The organism is Chromobacterium sp. S0633 (genome assembly GCF_024158805.1).
In the GTDB taxonomy this organism is placed as follows: Bacteria; Pseudomonadota; Gammaproteobacteria; order Burkholderiales; family Chromobacteriaceae; genus Chromobacterium.
The window spans coordinates 30,475-52,135 of the sequence record NZ_JAMZGH010000016.1; the positions used below are offsets into that span (position 1 = coordinate 30,475).

Consider the following 21,661-nt stretch of genomic DNA (forward strand, 5'->3'; position numbering starts at 1 on the left):
CAAGACACGCCAGCGCGGAAGCGTCGAGCAGCGCAGCATTAAATCCAAGCGCAAAAGGAAGCCCGGTTAAACATGGCAAGAGAACCTGAAGTCGGCCTAACCCTCAAATACCGCGACGAAGCCTCGCGCCCGCTGGCGCGTTCGATGCAGGATCTGGAGAAGAACACCCAGCGTGCCGAGAAGGCGGTCATTGGGCTGTCGCGCGAAAGCCAGCGGATGGCCAGCGCCAGGGAGCAACTGGGCGTCAGGTCAGAACGTACAATCCAGCGCGAAATCCAGCAGACCGAGGCCGCATACAAGCGCCTGGCAAGCAGCGGCACCATGACGGCGCGGGAGCAAACCCGCGCCTACAGCGCAATGCGGGACCAGGTCAAAGAACTGCGCCGCGAGATGCGAGGTGTCAGCGAATTGCAGCGCAATCTATCGACAGGGGCCAAAGTGTTGACGGCGGTTGCTGGCGGTGTTGCGGCCGGAGCCTATGTTGTCGGGCAGCCGGTGAAGCGCACCATGGACTATGACCGTCGTCTGGCGATGATGTCCAATACAGCCTACGCAGAACGTGACATCGGAGGGCGGCGTGCTGGTATGCGTGAGTTGGATGGAGCGATTCAACAGGCGGTAAGGATTGGCGGAGGCTCGCGAGAAGGAGCCGCTGAGACCCTTGACAATCTGATTGCTTCTGGCGCTATGAGCCAGCAATCGGCAACTAAGTTATTGCCAGTTCTACAGAAGTACTCGACGGGTACAGGGGCAGACCCCAATGAATTGGGAAATATCGCAATACGCGCTATGCAGACGTTCAAAATCAAAGAGCATGAACTGCCGAAGCTGCTGGATATGTCAATTATGGCCGGCCAAGCCGGCGGATTTGAGCTGAAAGACATGGCCAAGTGGTTGCCTCAGCAGATGGCGGCTGCAAAACAATCTGGCATGAACGGGATGTCTGGTGCAGCGAAATTGCTGGCATTAAATCAGGCTGCCGTGATTACTGCGGGCACTAAAGATGAGGCCGGCAACAACGTGGTCAATCTGCTTGCCAAAATCAACAGCCAAGATACGGCTAAAGACGCTTCAAAAATAAGCTCCACCACATTTCAAGCAAAGAAAAAGGGGGAAAAAGGGATTGACCTTGCTGGAACGCTGGCGGCTGCAAGAGAGAAAGGAATGGATTCTCTAGACGCCTTTGTTGGGTTGGTCGATAAAGTTGTCGCTCATGACAAACGATACCAGAGCATTCAAGGAAAACTAAAGTCGGCAAAGGGGGATGAAAGAAAGGCTCTTTTGGACTCCCAAGCTGATATTTTGCAAGGTTCGGCTATTGGCACCCTCATTCAAGACCGACAAGCATTGATGGCCTTGGTCGGGTATATGGGGAATAGAGAGTACGTCAATGGCATTGTGGCAAAGCTGCCCAATGCTGCAGGTACTGGGGATGCAAACTTCGGTTTAATACAGGGCACCGCATCGTTTCAAGCTGAGCGTGCAAGGAATGAGAAAACGATTGCGGAGCAGAAGGCTTTTGATGGGCTGAGTAGCACGATTGGAGATGTAGCCGGCAAGTTGGCGGACTATGCGCAAGAGTATCCAGGGTTGTCCGCGGTACTGGCAGGGACAACGGTAGCCATAGGTGCTCTTGGCGCGGCGGCCGGTGCAGCGGCGTTACCCATGCTGTTATTGGGTAAGGGCGGCGGCGGTGCAAAGCTACCTGGGGGGGTGTTACCTAAGACAGGCCCAGCAGCGCGCAACCTACCAGTCGCTGGCGCTGGCCTCGGTTTGACCGCAGTATCGCTGGCCAATTTCACCACGGATCAAGAAGACGATGAGCTTAAACATGGTGATGCGCGCTGGAAGCGGCTCCGTGCCCAGTACTCGCAAGCTCAGATAGACGCCGCACGAAAGCGTTATCAGCCTTGGTATCAATTTGGTAAAGGCTATGCGGCTGAGAACGAGCAATGGCTTCAACGCTATGCCCAAGACGAGGCTCGTGCCAAAGCCCCGCCGATTGACCTACGCAATGCCCCAAGCTCTGCTGCTCCGATCCCACAACTCAACATGCTTCAGTCCACCATGAACGCCGCGACCAAACTTGATGTTGCGGCACAGAAAATGCAGCAGGCTGTCAACCAGCCGATGCAGATCCAGTTGACGGGTGAATTCAGGGTTAATGGTAGTGACCTGGTCGCAGTGGTCAACCAAAGCAACAGCACACAAGCGAGGAGGAACTGATGGCCTGGGCCGACACCCTGCTTGACGCCAGTTTCCGCGGCATGACCTTCGATTGCCTGCGCGCCCAGGACAGCGCACAGCGCGACTCGGCAAGCCACGAATACCCCTACCTGGACGGCGCGGACGTGGAAGACCTGGGCCGCAAGGCCCGACGCATTACGATGTCGGCCGCCTTCTTCGGCAAGGACTACGAAAGCCGCCTGCAAGCATTCCTGAAAGTGCTGGACGAGCCGGGCCACGGCGAGCTGATCCACCCGGTGTTCGGCAGCATCAAAGCGGCCCAGCTCCTCAGCTACGAAATCGGCCACGACGCTGACAGCCCGGATTACTGCACGGTGGAGTTGGCCTTCGTCGAAGCCACCCCCGGCAACCCCTTCTTTGTCCAGCAACTGCCGGTGCAAAAGGCCGAGGCGGTCAGCCTGCTGGCGGAAACGGCCCGTTTCAACGGTATCGAGGTGTTCGCCTCGGCAATCTCTGCCTTGAGCGGCGTCACCGGCAGTCTGTCGCGCTTGAATGCGTTGCGCGACGTGATGACGGGCACGCTGGGCGCAATCCGCAGCCAGTTGCAGAGCATCATCGGCACCACGCTGGATCTGATCGACTACCCGCGTGCCTTTGCTGGCGACGTGGTCAGCCTGGTTAACGGCATGGCGGATCTGCGCAGCTTCGATGCCGGCGTGATCATGTCGGACTGGAAAAGCCTCACGGGTCAACTCAACAATGTTGTCCAGTTGCCGGGCGCGGTGGTGTCGGGATCCGCAGGCACGACAGGAAGCGGCGGAGAGTCTGGCGGCAGTGTCGGGGCTGAAGCCAAGCCGATTCCCGCGAAGGCGGAAGATGTCGCGCTGGTGACGGCCGTAGTACAGACGACAGTGGCCACTACGCTGGCCGAGGTGGCGGGCCAGATCCTGGCCGCCGAGGCGGAGCAGCCGACCTTATCCCCTCCCGAAGTCGAGCGGATTGCCAATGATGTGCGTGGCTCCATTCAGCAAGCCATTGAAACGCACCGCCAGCTGTTCCCCGTCGAAGTTTTCCGGCCCGTCACCGAGGCGCTGAAAGACACCGCCCTGGGCACCCAGGACGCCGCCTCGGCGGTGATTGAGGCGCTGCCCCCGCTGATCACCAGGACCGTCGAGGCGCCTGGCAATCTGCACTTGGCCGCTTTCCGGTGGTATGGCGATTACACGCGGGCCCAGGAGCTGGCGCGGCTGAACCCGCACTTGATCAACCCGAACGCGCTGCAAGTGGGAGACGTGCTCAATGCCTACGCCAGATAACACGGTCAGCGTGCTGATCGGTGGCCGGGTCCACCAGCAATGGACCAGCTACGAGATCGACTCGGATCTGATGATCCCGGCCGACGCCTGGCAGGTGTCGCTGGGCTTGCCCAAGGGCGAGTTCCCTCCGCTGGTGGAGGCTGGAGCCAGCGTAGTGGTGCGGATCGGCCGCGACACGGTGTTGACCGGACAGATAGACGAGATCGCCGACCCCATCGACAAGAACAGCCACACGCTCAGCTTGTCCGGCCGCGACGGCGCGGCGGTGCTGGTGGACTGCTCCAGTCCCATCTTCACAGCCAAGCAAGCGACGCTGGCCGAGGTGGTGGCCAACGTGGTCAAGCCGTTGGGCATCAGCAAGATCCGCATCGACGCCGCCCGGTCGATGACGTCGGAGAAAATCAACGTGGAGCCAGGCGACACCGCATGGGAAACCCTGGTCCACGCCGCTGAGGCGAACGGGCTGTGGCCGTGGTTCGAGCCAGACGGCACCCTGGTGATCGGCGGCCCGGACTACAACACCCCGCCGGTGGCCAGTTTGGTGATGCGCCGCGAGGGCAAGGACAACAATGTGATCAGCTTGAGCCGGGTGCGCTCAATGGCTGAGCGCTACTCCGAGTTCACAGTGCTGGGCCAACGCCATGGCACAGCAACGGAAAACGGCAAGCACGCGCTCAAGAGCACGGTGCGGGATCCCGACGTCAAGATCTATCGACCCAAGATCATCGTCGACCACGAGGCCGAGAACACCGAGGCGGCGCGCGCTCGCGGCCGCAAGCTGTTGTCTGACTCCAGATTGAAGGGCTTTACGCTGACCGCCAAGGTGGCCGGCCACCGCACAAGCGGTGGCGTGTTGTGGCAGCCTGGCCAGCGCATTCATGTGATCAGCGACGCCCACGGCATCGACGCGACCTTCTTTCTGATGGCGCGCAAGTTCCAGGGTGGCCGGGGCCAGGGCACCGTCACAACGCTGACGCTGAAGGAAGACAAGGTCTGGGTGCTGGACGCCCACCCGCATAAACGCAAGCACCGCCGCGGCAAGAACGGATCGGCGGGGCTGGAAGCCGTGGACGTGAGCAAATGATCAACGAAATCGATAAGCGCATCCGTCGGGCGATGTCCAGCGTGCGCCAGGCGTTCCGCGGGGTACTGACACGCGTCAGCAGCGGCCCGGCGGTGCAACTGGCCCAGGCTGACGGCCTGGCTGGCGAGCGCCTGCAGGACAACGAGCTGTTCCAGCACTACGGGCTGACCAGCAACCCGCCGCCGGGCACTATGGCGGTGATCCTGCCGGTGGGCGGCAAGACCGCTCACGGCATCGTGATCGCCACTGAGCACGGCAGCTACCGGTTGAAGTCATTGGCCCCCGGCGAAGTAGCGCTCTACACCGACGAAGGCAGCAAGATCGTGATGAAGCGCGGCCGGCTGATCGAGACTGACTGCGACGTGTTTAAAGTCAACTGCCAGACCTGGGAAGTTAGCGCCAGCGCCAGCGCTACCTTCAACACCCCGGCGCTGACGGCCAGCGCGGTGTTCAACGCCCAGGGCCAGATCAACGGCAGCGGCGGGATGGCGATCAGCGGCGGCAGCGGCGCGCATGTGGATGGCACGCTGACGGCGACAGAGGATGTGGTGGCTGGTGGTAAGAGCGGCGCGCATCATACGCACCCAGGTGACTCTGGCGGGGTGACGGGTGAACCTCTCTAATGTCAAATATCAGGTTGCACTGCCTTCAATTCGTTTGGCATTATGTGGGTTTCATAAGAACTTAAAGTAAAGTTATGGGCGAGGCAGGAATATTCATCCGTAGTGAAGATGACGCATATCGGTATCTGACGCAGCTGGTTGATGGCACGATCAAGCTGGACATTGAGGATCTGAATGTCCACTTTGAAGGGTGGCCAAACTTGCGTGTGTACGCCAAAGGTCGCAAGTACGATCAGTCGATTACTCCTGCCATGATGAAAAGCTTCTTGGCTCTTCAATCTGCAGTTTATCGATCGTATGCTATAAGCAAGTACAACACACCGAACATCAACAACCTTACCAAGCAGGAAAAGGAAGACCTGGAAATTCAGGTTCGTGTTGATGGAGGCTCTTCAGATTACAATGTCGATTTTCAAGCCCTAGCTGAAAAATTTCTTGATGGAGCGATGGGAAAGATGACCGGCGAACAAATGCTCATCGTAATCCTAGCGGCCATGTTGCTGCTTTTTGGCCACTTCGCGATCAAGAGCATCCTAGAGCACCGCCGCCAAGTTAGATCTGAAGAACTTGGTACAGAGGTGCAGAAGCAGCAGCTCACGGTCATGCAGTCCATGTCCAGTGAGGAGACCAAGCGCATGACTGTCATGCAAGGTCTCATTAAAGAAAACGCGAAGGTAGACAATATCTACCGTACTGCCTACGACATGAACATGGACATGCTCAAGGGCATGGAGTCAACCAACAGTGGGGAAATTCAAGGGGTGGCACTGAGTGGTGAGCAAGCACATCTATTAGTTCAGAACGCAAGACGTCGTTCAAATGAAATACGTCTCGATGGGCGGTTCAGAATTCTCGGCGTTGACAGCTCCTTACGAACTGATTTCAGGATTAGGGTCATGAGCCTTGAGTCTGGGGAAGACTTTGTCGCACAAGCGGATGAAACCAGCCTCACTATTGATGCGATGAACAAGCTGCAACGCGCCGAGTGGAAACGAAGGGTCATTACTCTCCACATTAATGCAAAAGAGCATCACGGCCAGGTGAAGAACGCAAAGATCATGGCTGTGGGCGACATTGAGGAGCCTGAAGATCTAGATAACGAAGAGCAAAGCTCCTAAGCCCTAAGTAACTGAAGCCAATCAAACATTACTTTCCCTACCATGCCCCGCACACTGTGGGGCATGGACGCTTTAATTGACCCCAAAACCGGCGACTACGCCGGATCCCGCACCGACACCCTGGCCAATGCCGTCTACCTGAGGCTGATGACCCCGCTGGGCAGCTGGTGGGCAGACCCCTCCTTGGGTTCGCGCTTGCACGAGCTGCAGCGAGAGAAGGACGTCAGCCGCGTGGCGGTGCTGGCCCGCCAATACTCGGAGCAAGCGCTTGCGCCGCTGATCAAGGACGGTCGCGCCAACAGCGTTGCCGTCACCACGTCTCGCCATCGGCCCGGCTGGCTTGAGCTGCACATCCAGGTTGAAGACATCAGCGGCCGTGTACAACGCTTTCAGCACCCTGTGAGGGTCGCGTGATGGCCTTCTCCGTTCCCGCATTCGCCAAGATCCGCGACGATCTATTGCGGGACATCAAGAACCAGTTGCCGGATGCCGACACTGGCCCCGATAGCGACTACTTCATCCGCGCCAGCTCGGTCGCCAGCGCCGTTGAAGGGCTGTACCAGCATCAGGCGTGGATCGTGCGCCAGATCTTCCCCGACACCGCCGACCGCGAGTATCTGGAGCTGCATGCCCGCGTTCGCGGCCTTGCTCGCAAGGCGGCAGTGGCGGCCCAGGGGCAGATCAAGGCATACGGCACGCCGGGCGCGTCGGTGCCGACTGGTCTATCCGCAAAGCTGGGCGACCAGGTGTACACCACCACGTCGGCCGGTGTGATCGACGGCGGCGGCATCGCCACCGTGACGGCCGTCGCCAATACCGCCGGGACTGTCGGCAACGCTGCGGCCAATGCGGCGCTGGAACTGACCGCCGCGCCGTCCGGCGTCACCAGCGCGGCCAGCATCGTGACCATGACCGGCGGAGTGGACGAAGAAGACGACACTGCGCTTCTCGCGCGGCTGCTGGAGCTGATCCGCCGCCCGCCGGCCGGCGGCAACCGCCACGATTACCGGCGCTGGGCGATGGAGGTGCCGGGCGTAACCGCCGCCTACGTTTATCCGCTGCGCCGTGGCCTCGGCACCGTCGACGTGGCGATCACATCTGCCGGCGCGCTGCCGTCGGAGGCCACTATCGACGCGGTGCAGGACTACATCGACGACCTGCGCCCAGTCACGGCCAAAAACTGCCTGGTGCTGGCTCCTACACCCAAAACAACCAACGTCGCCGTCCAGGTGAAGTTGTCCGGTATCACCTTGGCTGCCGTCCAAGTGCAGATTGAGGCGGCGCTGGGCGTCTATTTTAATCAGCTCGCGCCAGGTGAAACCGCGATCAAAAGCCGCATGGAAGCACTGGTCTCTGATCTGTCCGGGGTGATCGACCGCGCGGTGACGTTCCCGGCCGCCAACGTGGTGCCGGTTGTGGATGAAACCAAGGTGGAATGGGTGCGGGTGGGCACCATCACCGTGACGGCGATGCCATGAACCACGATGAGCTGTTGACCCTACTATTGCCGCCAGTGAGCTATGCGCCCAGTGGCGGCACCTTGCAAGCGGAGCTGACCGCAGAAGGCAAGGCGCTGGATGCGGTGCAGGTTAGCGCGCGTTATGTCGTGAGCGGAGTGACGCCCTTTCTTGCGCAGCAACTGCTGCCGAACTGGGAGCGCGTCTGCGGCATCACCCCGCCGGCCAGCGCCCCTTATCAGCAGCGCCTGCAGGCCGTGCTGGCCAAGTTGGCGGAGATCGGCGGCTTGTCCATCCCGTACTTCATCCGCTTGGCGGCCGGGCTGGGCTACCAGATCACCATCAATGAGCCTCAGCCCTTCCGTGCCGGCGTGAACCGAGCAGGCGACATGCTATGGGTCGCCGACATTGTTTGGGTGTGGCAGGTGGTGGTGCATAGCGACAGCGCGCGCATGTTTCGGTTTCAAGCAGGGCTATCCGCTGCCGGCGAGCGACTGACGGCCTTTGGCGACCCGGTCATTGAAGAGGTCATGAACGATCTCAAACCGGCGCATACCTTTGTTTACTTCGCCTATCAGGAGGCATAGATGCGAGAGATCAACACCCCAGATGGGCTGTTCCATGACGGCAACCCCGCAACCGGCGAGCTTGGCACCATTGTGACGGCGGCATGGCTGAACATGCTGCAGGCTGAGGTTATATCTGTTCTGGCCGACCGCGGCATTACGGTTGACCCAGCGAAGAGCAATCAACTGTTGGAGGCAGTCAAGAAAATCGCCTGGGGCGGGTCGGGTGCTGCGCGGCCGACGACGTTGGCCGGATACGGTATCACGGATGGCGTAGCCGTCGATGCGCAGGGAAATATTGGCCTCGGCGTCGTCCCTCGCGAGTGGGGCGGTCAGTTCCCCGTGATACAGATTAACGGCAAGAGCGCAATCGCCGCCGACTTTAATAGTACCTACTACAGCACCAACTGGTATCGCGGCACGTCAGGGCACAAGCGTTTGCAAGATGGCTTTGCCCTGCAGTATTGGCAGGACGCTGCGGCCGGGATGCATAAATGGAGAACCGCTCCAAGTGCTGCGGCAGAGTCCGCAGTGGACTGGACGGAGGCGATGTCCTTGGATGCCACTCTCGGCGTCCTGAAAGTCGCAGGCGGCTTCATGTCCACCCCCAAAGCCATCACGGCCAGCACCACGCTGACCATGGCGCATGTTGGCACCGTACTGGTGAATGCGTCCGCAGCGCTGGCGCTGACGTTCAACCTAACTGGCGTGCCTGCGGGTGCCCGTTGGGAGCTGAAGCGCGTCGATAGTTCAGCGAACGATGTTCGGCTGACGGCTCCGGCGGGCAAGACCTTTGGCGGGATCGAATCCGCCGATATCGCAATGCTGTATGTAGATGGCCTTGTTGAAGTAGTTTACGACGGCTCAAACCTGATCGTGTTGAGAGAGAGCAACCCACATGGTTGCAACTTGTTTGGCGTAAGGGCCGGTTACCTGGCATCGCCGCCGCGCGGGGTAATGATGGCCTCAGGGCAGGCTATCAACAGCACTGACTATCCACGGCTCTACGCCTTATATGGGGCCACCGTGCCCGACGCCAGAGGTGTGGTGGAGCGCTACACCGACGAGGGTTCCGGTCGGGTAGCCAGTGGTCAACAGGCCATCAGAAGCATAACGGGCGATGCCGTCGGCTCGCACAGGCACTTCAGCGCCGGTTCGCAAGAGCTGCAAACCCAGACGGGTAGCAACCGCTGGGCGCTATCTGACCAACTCGTGAACCTGGCGCGACAAGTCGACTACACCGGAGGTGCCGAGACGCTGGTGAAGAATATTCATGTGAAGCCCTGGATCCAACGAGGTTGATATGACCACTCCCAAGTACTACGCCTACGCCGACAACGGCGTGTATACCTACCCAATCGACTATGCAGCCGGCCAAACGACTACAATTGCTCCCCCGGCCAAACTGGTGGTGGACCATGTCGCCCGCATCATCGAGGCCGGCAAACCGGACAGCGGCTGGCAGGCTGTTCGTGACTGGCGCGGTGAAACCTTATACAGCACAGAAGATGGCGCGGAGCAGCACATTGACGAACGAGGATCCGGCATTGCAGGTTGGAATGGGCTGGGCAATGTGCCAAGTGGTTACACCGAGCTGCAGCGTCCGAGCATTTATCACCGTTGGGATGGCGAGACATGGACGCTTGATGGCCCTGGGCGCTCGGCTCAACTGCTTGCCGCCCGTGCTGCGGCCTATGCTCGTATTACTGCGGAGCGTGACCGTTTAGAGGCCGCCGGGTTTCCCTACTTGGGCAAGGTGTTCGACAGCGACCCGCGCAGCGTGCAACGCATCACTTCCGCAGCGTTGGCGGCGCAGTCCGCTAAAGCCATTGGCGTACCGTTCGAAATCTCGTGGGATGCGGCCGACAACAGCGTGATGAAGCTTGACGCGGATGGAGCGCTTGGTCTGCCGATAGCCCTGGCCACTTATGTGGCTGGGCTTTATACAACGGCGCGTGAGCTGAAGGCTTTGATTGACCAAGCGGCAACGGTCGAGACCGCCGAAGCTATCCGTTGGCCAACGATGTAGCTGTAAACATAGTAGAGACAGCGACCGGGAGAGTGTTGGAGCACCCTCCCGGCCAGCTGACCAGCAGTCCTAGCCTGCAAGTCATCCCAAGGCTGCCGCTTTTGACGTCAAAAGCGCGGCAAGTCTAGCGGAAAAATTGTCACCCGATAAGGGGCTTGCAGATGTTTAACACCGATATTCGCTGTGGTCAGTGTGGCCGTAAACTGGCCTCCGGCCGCTTCTTTGAATTGACCATCAAGTGCCCACGTTGTCGGGCTATGAACCATCTGAAGGCCGAGAGCCTCACCCCAGAGCGCCAGGGAGCGCCACAACCAGGAGAGAGTGATGGATGCCAGTCCTATCATCCCTTGGCTGGGCGGCAAACGTCGCTTGGCTGACAAGCTAATGCCCTTGTTCCCAAAGCACGAGTGCTATGTGGAGCTGTTCTGCGGTGGTGCAGCGTTGTATTTCTTGCGGCATGTTCCAGCATCAACTGAGGTACTCAACGATGTTAATGGTGAACTGGTAAACCTCTACCGGGTGTTGCAGCACCACCTAGAAGAGTTTGTAAGGCAGTTCAAGTGGGCCATTAGCAGCCGCCAGGTGTTCAAGTGGCAGCAGATGGCCCGGCCCGATACCCTAACCGATATTCAACGCGCTGCAAGGTTCTACTACCTGCAACAGCATGCCTTCGGCGGCAAGGTGCAAGGCCAGACCTTCGGCACCGCCACCACTGGCCCAGCAATCAACCTGTGTCGAATAGAGGAGAATCTGAGCGCTGCGCATCTACGGCTAGCCGGCACATACGTCGAGAACCTGCCGTGGCTTGAGTGCCTAAAGAAGTACGACCGAGCGCATACCTTCTTTTATGCCGACCCCCCTTACTGGCAGACCGAAGGCTACGGCGTCCCGTTTGAGTTCGACCAGTACGAGCAGTTGGCCGAGGTGATGCGGACATGCAAGGGCAAGGTGATGGTGAGCATCAACGACCACCCGGATATTCGGGCGGCCTTCAATGGCTTCTGGATGGAGGGGCTGGACATCAAGTACAGTACCGGCAACGCCCATGGCGCAGCTGATACTAGCCGAGAGCTGGTCATTACCAACTGGGAGCCGGAGGCGCTCGGTGGCCTGTTCTAACCTCTAAAACACACAGCCCGCATCAAGCTGGGCTGGTGACAATCAAAGTGCAAATCCTATGTGGCTTGGTGTTAGGCGGCGGTGCCAAAACTAACGCAAACGGGTGCCAAATAGCGCGCCGCGTTACAGAGTTCAGCCGCGCCTCGGGCCTGACGGGGCCCGACGGGAAGCCGTAGGCCAGGCTTGCAGGGCGGCCTTTGGGGTGAAGGGGAATTTGGCCGAGCAAATTCCCCTTCCTGCCCGCCGGGCAGCCCCGGCAATGCAAACCATCATCCGCATAGCGGATTCAATGTATTGGGCAATACCTGAAAAGATCGTGAACAGACGTTTAGAGCCGTCAAGGAGCAACGATGCGCGTAGCCAGCTTCAATCTGGAAAAGAACGGCGAATCCTCGCCGCTGGATAAAAAGGCGCAGGTCGAGACCTTCATCCACCAATGCTGCTCCAACGACAGCTGGGACGTTGACGTGGTGTTTCTGTGCGAAGTGCACTCCGCCAGGCTGGACGACTATTACGATTATTTACGCGGCGTGTATCAAAACTATGATGTCCACGCCTTTGCCGGCGGCCACTCCAACGGCTACATCGTGATAACCAGAAAAGGGCCGCATCTCGAAGTTGTCAGCCAGGGGCACTTGAAAGGCCTGAACCGGGACTTGATCGCGGTCGTGGCCCAAGGCGTCAACGGCTACACCGGCCTCTTGTTTCTGGCTCACTTCAAATCCGGCCAGGGCGGGCTGACCAAGAGCCAGCTGCGGGACTGCACCAGCCTGGACGGACACTGGGTGGCCACCGGCGATCTGAACCTGGACTACACCCGAGTAGAGGAACTGGACACCCCCGGCGTGGCCTATGAATGCTGGCAAGGACAGGCCACCCACGCCAAAGGCGGCATCCTGGATTGGGTGCTGGCCTCGGTCGACGTCAAAGTCGCGCCTTTCGACATCAGCGGCTGGGCGGACGCGTTCGACATGAGCGGCCCGGACCATCGCCCCATCGTCTTCGACGTCCTCAGCTGAGCGCCGCTGCCGCGAGATCCCATGCCCCGCCATCGGCCTGACTGATTATTCGACAAAGCAATACTAAGCCCACCTTTTAGGAGCATAGCGATGAGTCTAAGGTTGAGATTTGAATTGCTGAAGAGCCTGGTGAATGTCACATCGATAGAAGGCGACGGCAAGTTTCCCGGCAATGCCAACAGCAGCTGCACCGGTCAGGTGCTGACCTGGTTTCGCGCCTTGAGCGGCAACTTGAAAAGCGGCACCGGCCTTAGCGAATCGCTATTAAGCCCTCAGCAACAGGCCACCCAATTGCATTTTGAACAGCTGAATAACGGCAACACCAGAATACTGGCGTCGATAGCGGAGAAAACCGTCAATATGCGCGGGCAAAACTCCGCGGAAAACATCAAAGACAAAACCCCATGGTCAGGCAAATACAAGCTCTACATCATCGCCAGTTCCAAAGGCAGCGGCCATGCGTTGGGCGTCTATTTTCCCTGGACGGGCAGAGTCCAGTTTTACGATCCCAACCTGCTAGTGTGCGAGATGAAGAAAGACGACGACATTTACCCTTTATTATCGCAATGGGTCAGGATGTACGACGGGCTGGACGCGCCGGACTCGATATGGGGGCACGAAGACCTGTACGTCATTCCCGAATCCAAATTAAAAACCGCCTATATCGTATGACGCGGCAATCGCAAGCATCGATGCGCGCCAGCCCCCGAGCCGAGGGCAGAGGGCAGAGGGCAGAGGGCAGAGGAAAAGTGCACATGAAACACCGCGCCCCATTCACCGCCTCAAGCCGGCCTGGCCAGCGGCAAGCCGCCCTATTGGCCGTCTTGCCGCCAGAGACGCCCAGGCAGGAGCAGAGTCAATCCCGCCGCGCCGCTCATGCTCTATTTCCCAATATTTGAGAACCGTCATGCCCCGCCCCTCCGACAAAACCACCCCGCTCTCGCTCAGCGCCTCCGCGCTGAAAGAGCTGTACCCGGACAGCCTGTCCGGCGACGAGGCGCTGAACGCGCTGGGCAGCTTCACCCTGGCCGGCTTCAGCGACAGCGCGCTGACGCTGGACAAGGCGGTGGCCTCCCACCTGACGCTGAGCCTGCGCCGCGACGACAAGACCCGGCCCGTAGACGGCCTGTGCGCGGCGATACGCCAGCTGCCGGGCGACGCCACCGCGGACCGCTACAGCGTGACGCTGCGGCCCTGGCTGTGGTGGCTGAGCCTGGCCGGCAACAACCGCATCTTCCAGAACCAGAGCGTGCCGGACATCGTAAAAGCGGTATTCGCCGGCCATGGCTTCAGCGACTACCAGCTGAAGCTGGATGCGACTTATCCCAAGCGCGAATACTGCGTGCAGTTTGGCGAAAGCGATCTCAATTTTGTGATGCGGCTGCTGGAAGACGCCGGCATCTTCTGGTTCTTCACCCACGCCGACGGCAAGCACACCCTGGTGCTGGCGGACGGCAACAGCCATTTCCCTGACTGCCCCAATAACGCCAAAATCCCCTACCTGGGCCAGGACCTGGGCGGGCGCGAGCTGGAAGGCGTGCGCAGCGCCGGTATCAGCCGCCAGGCGGTGGCCGGCGGCTACCGCGCCGGCGATTACGAATTCACCACCGCCAGCGCCTCGCTGTACGCGCAGGCGCTGGCCAAATCCGATCTGCCCAATCTCTACCAATACCCGGGCGGCTACGCCAAGAAGGCGGACGGCGACGCGCTGGCCAAGCAGCGCAGCGACGGCCTGCGCGCCGAGGAAGTGGAACTGGTGGGCGACAGCGACTGCCGCTGGCTGATCCCCGGCCACTGCTTCACCCTGAGCGGCCACCCGGACCCGGCCTGCAATATCGCCTGGGTAATCACCCGCGTCAGCCACGAAGCCGGCCAGCAGCATTACCGCAACCGTTTCGCCGCCATTCCCAAGGCCACCCCCTACCGCCCGCCGCGGCTCAGCCCCAAGCCGGTGATGCACCCGCAGGTGGCCAAGGTGGTGGGCAAGGCCGGCGAGGAGATCTGGACCGATAAATACGGCCGCGTCAAAGTGCAATTCCCCTGGGACCGCGACGGCAAGGACGACGAATCCAGCTCCTGCTGGCTGCGGGTGATGCAGCCGTGGAGCGGCAAGGGCTTTGGCATGCAGTTCATCCCGCGCATCGGCCAGGAAGTGATTGTCAGCTTCATCGACGGCGACCCGGACAAGCCGCTGGTCAGCGGCTGCGTCTACAACGGCGACAACGCGCTGCCTTACGAACTGCCGGCCAAGCAGGCCCAATCCGGCCTCAAGACCAACTCGACCAAGGGCGGCGGCGGTTTCAACGAATTGCGCTTCGACGACAGCAAGGACAAGGAGGAAGTGTTCTTCCAGGCGCAGAAGGACTACACGGTGAAAGTACTCAACGACGCGGCCGCCGACGTGGGCCACGACGAAACCCTGGTGGTGAAGAACGAGCGCAAGCGCAGCGTCACCGAGGGCAACGACAGCCTCAGCGTGGACAAGGGCAACCGCACCGTGGAAGTGAAAACCGGCAATGAAACCCTCAACGTCAAAGGCAAGCGCACGGTCAAGGTGGAGGGCGACCAGAGCCACAGCACCGGCGGCAATCACGAACACAAGGTCAGCGGCAACTACACGCTGACCGTGGACGGCAACCTCACCATCAAGGTCAGCGGCACCCTCACCCTGCAAAGCGGCGGCGCCTTCACCGCCAAGAGCGACGCCGCCTACACCGCCCAGGCCGGCACCAGCCTGACCAACAAGGCCGGCACCGGGCTCACCAACCAGGCGGGCACCGAACTGACCAATAAAGCCGGCACCACCCTGACCAACGACGCCGGGGTGTCGCTGACCAACAAGGCCAGCGCCAGCCAGACCGTGGACGGCGGCGGCATGCTCACCCTCAAGGGCGGGCTGATCCAGCAGAACTGACGCGATGGCGGAACCGATAGACCTCCAGCAAGACCAGCAGCGCTTCGTCGGCCAGCTGGCCGACGGCAAGCTGCAAGGCCCGGCGCGCATCGACCAGGCCGGCGCGCCGCTGGCGCGCTTCCACTACCAGGACGGCCAGCTGCACGGCCCGGCCACCCTGCTGCACCCCGGCGGCCAGCCCTCGGCCCAGCTGCATTACCAGCGCGGCCAGCTGCACGGCGCCGCGCAGTACTGGTCGCCGGAGGGCGCGCTGCAACGCCAGGCCCATTACCGCCACGGCCTGCCGCACGGCGAAACCCGCACCCTGTTTCCCAACGGCCAGGCGGCGGAGCTGGCGGTCTACCGCAACGGCCTCAAGCACGGCCTGCAACAGCGCTACCACCCCAACGGCGCGCTGGCGGAACGGCAGAACTTCATCGAGGGCAAACCGCTGGGACCGCCGGAACGCTTCGCCGACGACGGCCGGCCGCTAAACGCGGACGGCAAGCCGATGGCGCGCTGGCGCTGGTGGTGGAGAAAGATAATGGGGTGAGCGCGGGGCCTAAGAACCTGTTTACGATCTGCTGTGCGTCGGCGGGATGGATAGAAATGGGCGTTGAAACCAAGCTCAAAATGCTCATGTACCACGTGTACATTCCGCTTTTTCGCTCGTTTTCGCCTTGTCTCGCTCTTGCTCGCGAGATCGTAAACACGTTCTAAGAGCGGCTAATATTGTCAGTTTCACGTCTTTCGCCAATCAAGACGGCTCTACATTTCTTGGACGAACATCACCGTGTTTCCAGCGGGATCGCTGACTTGCGCAAGCTTTATGAATCCTAGGTCCTGTATTTCGCTGGCGGCAATACCAGCGTCTTGACAAACGACCCTCTGTGCTTCGATATCGTGGACACCGCAAACCACAGATGATTTACCCGCAAGGCTAGGGTCAGGAGCCAGCGAAACTTGAATCCAAGCATTTTCCGCCAGCTGCCATTCGGCGACGCCCTCATAAGGTGTGATATCTGGCTTGCGCCCAAGCCATTTGGCGTACCATTCAACGGCTCCGTCGAAATCATTCACGTGAAGAACGGAGACTACACTCGTAAAATTGTTATTCGACATTTCCTTATTCTCCTTATCAAATTAAAACATCCGTTTTTGAACTGGCAGGCTCATATTACGAATTGCAGTGCGTGAAGTGCTGCGTAGATACACAGGAAAACGCGCTCCGGGTCCCTTCAAGCCTGCCGACGGGTGACAGGCCCGAGGTGTTAGCGAGGCGGAAACTTCGCTACGCTCGGTCTTGGGCAGCCCCGGCAATCAAGACCGTCATCCGCGCAGCGGATTCAAGGCTTTGAACAAGACTTCCCGTCAGCAAAGACCATGAACAGGCGAGCGCTACACCTGCCGCCCCAGCCACACCACCCGTCCCAACACCGAGAAATCCGCCGGCGGCGCGGCCAGGTCCACCTCGAACGGCGGATAAGCCTCATTGGCGCTGGACAGCCCCAGCTTGCCGCCCGGCAGCCGCTGCGCCCGGCGTACCACCACCTCGCCGTTCAGCTCCAGCGCGTACAAGCCGCTGCCCGGCTGCGTCTCCGCCCGGTTGACCAGGGCCAGATCGCCGTCGTTCAACACCCCGGCCATCGCGTCGCCGGCCACCGCCACCACCGCCAACTGCTCGGCCGGCAGCTTGAGCCGGGACGCCAGCCAGCCCTGCGCCAGCGGCAAGGCCGCGCCGGCGCCGTAACACGGCACCTCCACATGCGCGCCCTGCGGCGCATAGCGCTCCGCCGTCTCGCCGGTCCGCGGACCGGCCTCGCCCGGCAAGGCCTCGCCCTCGCCGAACAACAGCCAATCCGCCCGCACGCCGGTCAAACGCGAAAACTTGGCCACCAGCACGGCGGACGGCTGGCGCGCGCCGCCTTCGTAGTTTTGCAGCGACACCAGCGAGATGCCCAGTTTCTGCGCGGTGACGTCGCGCGCTTCTTTCAGCACCGTATCGCGGATAAACCTCAGTCGTTTGCCAAGAGATTCCACTGCCCACCCCCTCAGATTCAACAACGGACCCAGCTGATAGACGGAAAAACAACATTCGCGGTCCATGCAATGCATTGACTTTATTGAATATCTTTATTTTTCCGTATAACGGACCACGATCGCATTTGCAATAAACCTCAATCGTGGTCAGATGTTCCATGCCGATGACAAGAAGCGGCCGACGCCGTCAAGGCTGAGCCGGCCCAGGCCCGGCGGCCATCCGCCAGACCGCGCTTGCGTCAAGGCCAAACCAGGCGCCGACACGATTCGTGCATTCTAAGCCCGCCCTCTGGAAAGCGCGAATCCGGCCGGTCCAGCCCCGGCCGGCGCGCCGGCGGCAAGCCGGCCGCGCCGCTGGCCCCCTTTAGGAGCAGCCATGCCGATACGCACCCTCCTCGCCCGATTCGCCAAGCCGCCGCCGGCCAAGCCGCTCGCCCGCCTGATCAAGACCGTGCAGCAATTGCACGCGCAGCGCGCCGACAACCCCGCCCTCGCCGCCATCGATCTCGAGCTCGCCTATCTGTCCCGCTGCTGCGAGCATTACGACGACATCGCGGACGAGCTGCGCCAGTGCTGCGAGGCGCTGAGCGCGCTGCTGCTGATGCTGCGCCACACCGAAAACGCGCAACTGCGCGGCAAGGCGCTGTGGGCCTTGCTGGAGCCGCTGCAGCAACGTTTGCAGCTGGCGGCGGCCAAGCTGGAGGCGGTGACCTCCTGAGCGGCGGCGTGACCGTCGCGCCAGCCAGCGCGAGACTGGCGCTTGCGGCCGAGACGGCGGCCAGCGCAAACGGCGCCCATGCGTTTTAGAAGCCGTGCTCGCCGCGCCGCGTTTCACGAATAGCGGCAGACTGCGAACAGGTCCTAAAGCGGCGCCGACTCGCCGCCGCCCTCTGCCCGCAGCCAATCGAACAGATTCGCCATCGCCTCGCTGCGCAGCGCGTCGCGCGGCCGGGACAACCACCATTGCGCGCCGGGCCGGCGCGGGTAGCCGGCCAGCTCGCGCAGCCTGCCTTCGGCCAGCGCCTCCTCCAAGGCCGGCGACGGCAGACAGGCGATGCCGTGGCCGCGCAGGGCCGCGTCCAGCGCCAGCTGCGGCGCGTCGTAAACGGCGGCGACGCCGAAACGCGGCGACAAGGCCCGCACCGCGGCCTCCGCCTCCTCCGGCATGCGCGTCTTTTCCAGGCAGATCAAACGCGCCAGCTGCGGATGGCGCTCGGCCGGCAACGCCGCCAGCTGTTCCGCCAAGGCCGGCGCGGCGACGAAACGCCAGTCCTCGCGCAGCCAGGCCGCGTCCTCCCAGCCGGCCGTCGCCATCGGCTGCCGGCCGATGACGATGTCCACGTCGATCTCATCGGCCTGGCCCGGCTCCTCGTCTATGGATAACAAGGGCACGATGTCGGGATGGGCGGCGCGCAGCCGGTCCAAGCGTCCCTGCAGCCAGCCGTGCAGTAAAAAAGCCGGCCCCACCAGCACCACCAGGCCCGGGTCCGTGTAGACCGCGATGCGGTCCAGCCCGCGCCGCAGCGTGTCCAGCGCGCGCCGCACGCTTTGTTGCAGCATTTCGCCGGCAAAGGTCAGTTCGATGCCGCGGCCCACTCGCTGGAACAAAGGCTGGCCGACAAAGGCCTCCAGTTGTTGAATCTGATGACTGACCGCGGACTGCGACAGATGCAGCGCCTCGGCGGCGCGGGAAACGCTGCCCAGGCGCGCGGCGGCTTCGAAGCCGGTCAGCAGCCGCAGCGAGGGCAGGCGGCCAAGCGCGCCCGTCGCCGGGTCTTCCCGCTCGGCCGCCTGCGGCCCGCCGCTGTTATCGCCTCTCTCCATCCGAATATGTCCTCCTGATTTCCGGCCGGCGCGGACGCGCAGCGGGCTGTGAACGCATGCTCAAGCCGGTTGCTGCTGGGTCGCGCAATGAATGCCCCCGCCGCCTGCGGCGATGCCGTCGATGTTCAACTGCACCACCTCGCGTTGCGGGAAGAGCTCGCGCAAGGCCGCGCCCGCGTTGCGGTCCGCCTTGGCGTCGCCGAACTCCGGCGCGATCACCGCCCCGTTGCAGACGTAGAAATTGATATAGCCGGCCGCCATCTCGTGGCCCTCGTACTCCGGCCTCACCCGCTCCGGCCCCGGCAAGACCACCACCTCCAACTTGCGGCCGCGCGCGTCCCGCGCCTGGCGCAGCAGGCTCAGATGACGGCGCGTCACCTGGTAATCGTAAGACTGCGGGTCCGTCTCCAGGCCGGCCACCACCACGCCGGGGCGGGCGAAACGGGCGTAAAAATCGGTATGGCCGTCGGTGATGTCGCGGCCGGCGATGCCGGGCAGCCAGATCACCTTGTCCACGCCCAGCAGCCGGCGCAGTTCGCGCTCGCACTGCGCCTTGCTCAGGCCCGGGTTGCGATTGGGGTTGAGCACGCAACTTTCGGTGATGATGGCGGTGCCCTCGCCGTCCACCTCGATGCCGCCGCCCTCCAGCACCAGCGAGGTCCGCACGACCGGCGCGCCGCTCTTGGCCGCCACCGCGGCCGCCACCTTGGCGTCCCTACGGTGCGCCTGCTTGCCTCCCCAGCCGTTGAAGTTGAAATCCACCGCCGCCGCCCCGCCCTTGCCCTTGACGAAGATCGGGCCGCTGTCGCGTATCCACAGATCGTCCAGCGGCTGCTCCACCAGTTCCACCTTGGGGCCGCACAGCTTGGCCGCCAGCGCCATGTCCTCGGCCCGCGTCAGCATGCGCACCGGCTCGTGGGCGGCGATGGCCTGGGCCACTCGCGCCAGATCCCGCCGCACCACCGGCAGCAAACTCGTGCCCCACACCTCCAGGCTGGGACCGAAGGCCATCCAGGTGGCGGCGTGGCCCTCGCCCTCGTCCGGCATGCGGTAGCCGGCCGCGTTCGGCTCCGCGCTCCAAGCGCGGGCGGCCATCATGCCGCCCGCCGTCAACAGGCTTGCGCCCAGGAATTGTCGTCTAGTGCTCATCGCCGTGTCTCCAAGGCCGGTTTCCAGCCACATGGCCGTGCTTGGCATTGTGCAAGCGGACATGCATTTGAAAAAGCGATGAATTTTGCGGAAACCTATCTATTTCTATCATGTATTTGCCGCCGCCGCGCGCCGGCGGGAAGAATGACATAAGCTGAAGACGGAATACAGGAGGGGCCGGCATGCGTCTCGCGCTTTGCATCATCATCGCCGTCATCGCGGCCCAGGCCCGCCTGGCCCTGGCGCAGGATCCGGAACTGGTGATGGGCTACCGCACCAATGAACGGCGTCCCTATATCGACGACGACAACGACGAAGGCATCTATAAAACCCTGTACAGCCGCGCCTGCCAAAGAATCGGCTGCACGCTGAAAGTGGTTCGCCTGCCAAAGAAGCGCGTGCTGCAAGCGCTGGCGCAGGGCGAGGTGGACTTCTATCCCGGCTACACCTACAACGCGGAGCGCGAGCCCATCGCCCTGTTCCTGCCCAACGGCCTGCGCGAGCGCCATGTCGTCATTACCCGCGCCAGCCACCCCGCGGTACGCGGCTACGCCGATCTGGACAATGGCGTGGAACTACGCAGCCTGGGCAACCCGGACCTAATTCCCCTGCCGTGGCAAGCGCGCATCAAGGTGCTGCAAGTGCCGGAAATGGATGTGGAGCGCGCCTTTCGCCTGATCAGCGCCGGCAAGGCGGACTTCTACATCTACGACGAACTGACGCTGCGCTTCTACTGGGAGCGGCTGCGGCCGGCCGGGCTGACGCTGCACCCGTCGCTGGAGCCCTGGCAAGCCATGCATATGGGCTTTTCCAAACACTCCCGCTTTTACCGCGCGCAGCCCAATCCGGATTACCGCGCCGACCAGCCCTTAAACCCGGACAACTACCCGCTGCGGCTGGACCCGGCCTCGCTGGCCGGCAGACTGACGGCCGCCTTGCAGGCGATGAAGCAATCCGGCGAAACCGAACGCATCGTCGAACACTTTCTCCAGACGCCGGCCCGGTAAATGGAAAACCACCGGCTCCCACCCCCATAAACAAAACCCCTGACGCCGCCGTACGGCGCGTCAGGGGTCCCTGCGGCAGACTTTAAGAACCTGTTTACGATCCCGCGAGCAAGGGCGAGACAAGACGGAAACGAGTGAGAAAGCGGAATGTACAGGTGGTACATGAGCATTTCAAAACCATTTTCAACGACGTATCGCCGACGCGCAGCAGACTATGAACAGATTCTAAG

General features: G+C 61.8%; 22 protein-coding genes. 18 read left to right on the top strand and 4 right to left on the bottom strand.

The genetic code is table 11. From position 1 onward, the window contains the following. The first annotated feature begins 72 nt into the window (after positions 1-72). From NK214_RS11135 to NK214_RS11210, 16 genes are all read left to right on the top strand, one after another. Complete coding sequence (locus NK214_RS11135) at positions 73-2,226, top strand: phage tail tape measure protein (RefSeq protein WP_253314496.1); 2,154 nt, start codon at positions 73-75, stop codon at positions 2,224-2,226. Continuing rightward, positions 2,226-3,503 carry a DNA circularization protein gene (locus NK214_RS11140; protein WP_253314497.1) on the top strand — a complete coding sequence of 426 codons (1,278 nt, stop codon included), beginning with the start codon at positions 2,226-2,228 and terminating at the stop codon, positions 3,501-3,503. The genes NK214_RS11135 and NK214_RS11140 overlap by 1 nt, the downstream gene beginning before the upstream one ends. Beyond that, entirely contained in the window at positions 3,487-4,587 is a 1,101-nt protein-coding gene (locus NK214_RS11145) for a phage baseplate assembly protein (protein ID WP_081575598.1), read from the top strand. The genes NK214_RS11140 and NK214_RS11145 overlap by 17 nt, the downstream gene beginning before the upstream one ends. After that, on the top strand, positions 4,584-5,210 hold the full coding sequence (locus NK214_RS11150; protein WP_253314498.1) for a phage baseplate assembly protein V: 627 nt from the start codon (positions 4,584-4,586) through the stop codon (positions 5,208-5,210). The genes NK214_RS11145 and NK214_RS11150 overlap by 4 nt, the downstream gene beginning before the upstream one ends. A gap of 74 nt (positions 5,211-5,284) precedes the next feature. Further along, the gene (locus tag NK214_RS11155; protein WP_253314499.1) at positions 5,285-6,328 is read left to right on the top strand and encodes a hypothetical protein; all 1,044 of its coding nucleotides are present in this window, start codon (positions 5,285-5,287) and stop codon (positions 6,326-6,328) included. A gap of 63 nt (positions 6,329-6,391) precedes the next feature. Next, positions 6,392-6,742 (top strand): phage GP46 family protein, encoded by a 351-nt coding sequence (locus NK214_RS11160; RefSeq protein WP_253314500.1) that lies wholly within the window; start codon positions 6,392-6,394, stop codon positions 6,740-6,742. After that, positions 6,742-7,806 (top strand): baseplate J/gp47 family protein, encoded by a 1,065-nt coding sequence (locus NK214_RS11165; RefSeq protein ID WP_253314501.1) that lies wholly within the window; start codon positions 6,742-6,744, stop codon positions 7,804-7,806. The genes NK214_RS11160 and NK214_RS11165 overlap by 1 nt, the downstream gene beginning before the upstream one ends. After that, a complete protein-coding gene (locus tag NK214_RS11170; RefSeq protein ID WP_253314502.1) occupies positions 7,803-8,372 on the top strand; it encodes a YmfQ family protein in 570 nt (189 codons plus the stop codon). Before NK214_RS11165 ends, NK214_RS11170 begins: the two co-directional genes overlap by 4 nt. Continuing rightward, positions 8,373-9,653: a hypothetical protein gene (locus NK214_RS11175; protein WP_253314503.1), complete on the top strand. Its 1,281-nt coding sequence runs from the start codon at positions 8,373-8,375 to the stop codon at positions 9,651-9,653. Position 9,654: 1 nt separating this feature from the next. Beyond that, entirely contained in the window at positions 9,655-10,380 is a 726-nt protein-coding gene (locus NK214_RS11180) for a DUF4376 domain-containing protein (RefSeq protein WP_253314504.1), read from the top strand. Between the two features lie 161 nt (positions 10,381-10,541). Beyond that, positions 10,542-10,757: a Com family DNA-binding transcriptional regulator gene (locus NK214_RS11185; protein ID WP_253314505.1), complete on the top strand. Its 216-nt coding sequence runs from the start codon at positions 10,542-10,544 to the stop codon at positions 10,755-10,757. After that, on the top strand, positions 10,705-11,499 hold the full coding sequence (locus tag NK214_RS11190; RefSeq protein WP_253314506.1) for a DNA adenine methylase: 795 nt from the start codon (positions 10,705-10,707) through the stop codon (positions 11,497-11,499). The genes NK214_RS11185 and NK214_RS11190 overlap by 53 nt, the downstream gene beginning before the upstream one ends. A 350-nt stretch (positions 11,500-11,849) precedes the next feature. Further along, the gene (locus tag NK214_RS11195) at positions 11,850-12,518 is read left to right on the top strand and encodes an endonuclease/exonuclease/phosphatase family protein (RefSeq protein WP_235087645.1); all 669 of its coding nucleotides are present in this window, start codon (positions 11,850-11,852) and stop codon (positions 12,516-12,518) included. Positions 12,519-12,632: 114 nt separating this feature from the next. Further along, a complete protein-coding gene (locus NK214_RS11200) occupies positions 12,633-13,190 on the top strand; it encodes a hypothetical protein (protein WP_227104100.1) in 558 nt (185 codons plus the stop codon). Between the two features lie 235 nt (positions 13,191-13,425). After that, positions 13,426-15,432, top strand: a complete 2,007-nt coding sequence (locus tag NK214_RS11205; protein ID WP_107799795.1) for a type VI secretion system Vgr family protein — start codon at positions 13,426-13,428, stop codon at positions 15,430-15,432. Positions 15,433-15,436: 4 nt separating this feature from the next. Continuing rightward, positions 15,437-15,964, top strand: a complete 528-nt coding sequence (locus tag NK214_RS11210; protein ID WP_253314507.1) for a toxin-antitoxin system YwqK family antitoxin — start codon at positions 15,437-15,439, stop codon at positions 15,962-15,964. A gap of 215 nt (positions 15,965-16,179) precedes the next feature. On the opposite strand, the gene NK214_RS11215 is transcribed toward NK214_RS11210, so the two are convergent. Then, complete coding sequence (locus NK214_RS11215) at positions 16,180-16,533, bottom strand: VOC family protein (protein WP_253314508.1); 354 nt, start codon at positions 16,531-16,533, stop codon at positions 16,180-16,182. A 276-nt stretch (positions 16,534-16,809) separates the two neighbouring features. After that, positions 16,810-17,451, bottom strand: coding sequence for a S24 family peptidase (locus NK214_RS11220; RefSeq protein ID WP_235087642.1), 642 nt, complete (start codon positions 17,449-17,451; stop codon positions 16,810-16,812). 376 nt (positions 17,452-17,827) lie between these two features. Between NK214_RS11220 and NK214_RS11225 the strand changes: the two genes are divergently transcribed. Beyond that, positions 17,828-18,169 (top strand): hypothetical protein, encoded by a 342-nt coding sequence (locus tag NK214_RS11225; RefSeq protein ID WP_107799799.1) that lies wholly within the window; start codon positions 17,828-17,830, stop codon positions 18,167-18,169. A gap of 143 nt (positions 18,170-18,312) precedes the next feature. Here NK214_RS11225 and NK214_RS11230 read toward each other — a convergent pair whose 3' ends face one another. Beyond that, a complete protein-coding gene (locus tag NK214_RS11230) occupies positions 18,313-19,275 on the bottom strand; it encodes a LysR family transcriptional regulator (RefSeq protein WP_253314509.1) in 963 nt (320 codons plus the stop codon). 60 nt (positions 19,276-19,335) lie between these two features. After that, complete coding sequence (locus NK214_RS11235; RefSeq protein WP_107799810.1) at positions 19,336-20,424, bottom strand: agmatine/peptidylarginine deiminase; 1,089 nt, start codon at positions 20,422-20,424, stop codon at positions 19,336-19,338. Positions 20,425-20,606: 182 nt separating this feature from the next. Between NK214_RS11235 and NK214_RS11240 the strand changes: the two genes are divergently transcribed. After that, entirely contained in the window at positions 20,607-21,431 is an 825-nt protein-coding gene (locus NK214_RS11240) for an ABC transporter substrate-binding protein (protein ID WP_253314510.1), read from the top strand. Positions 21,432-21,661 lie beyond the last annotated feature (230 nt).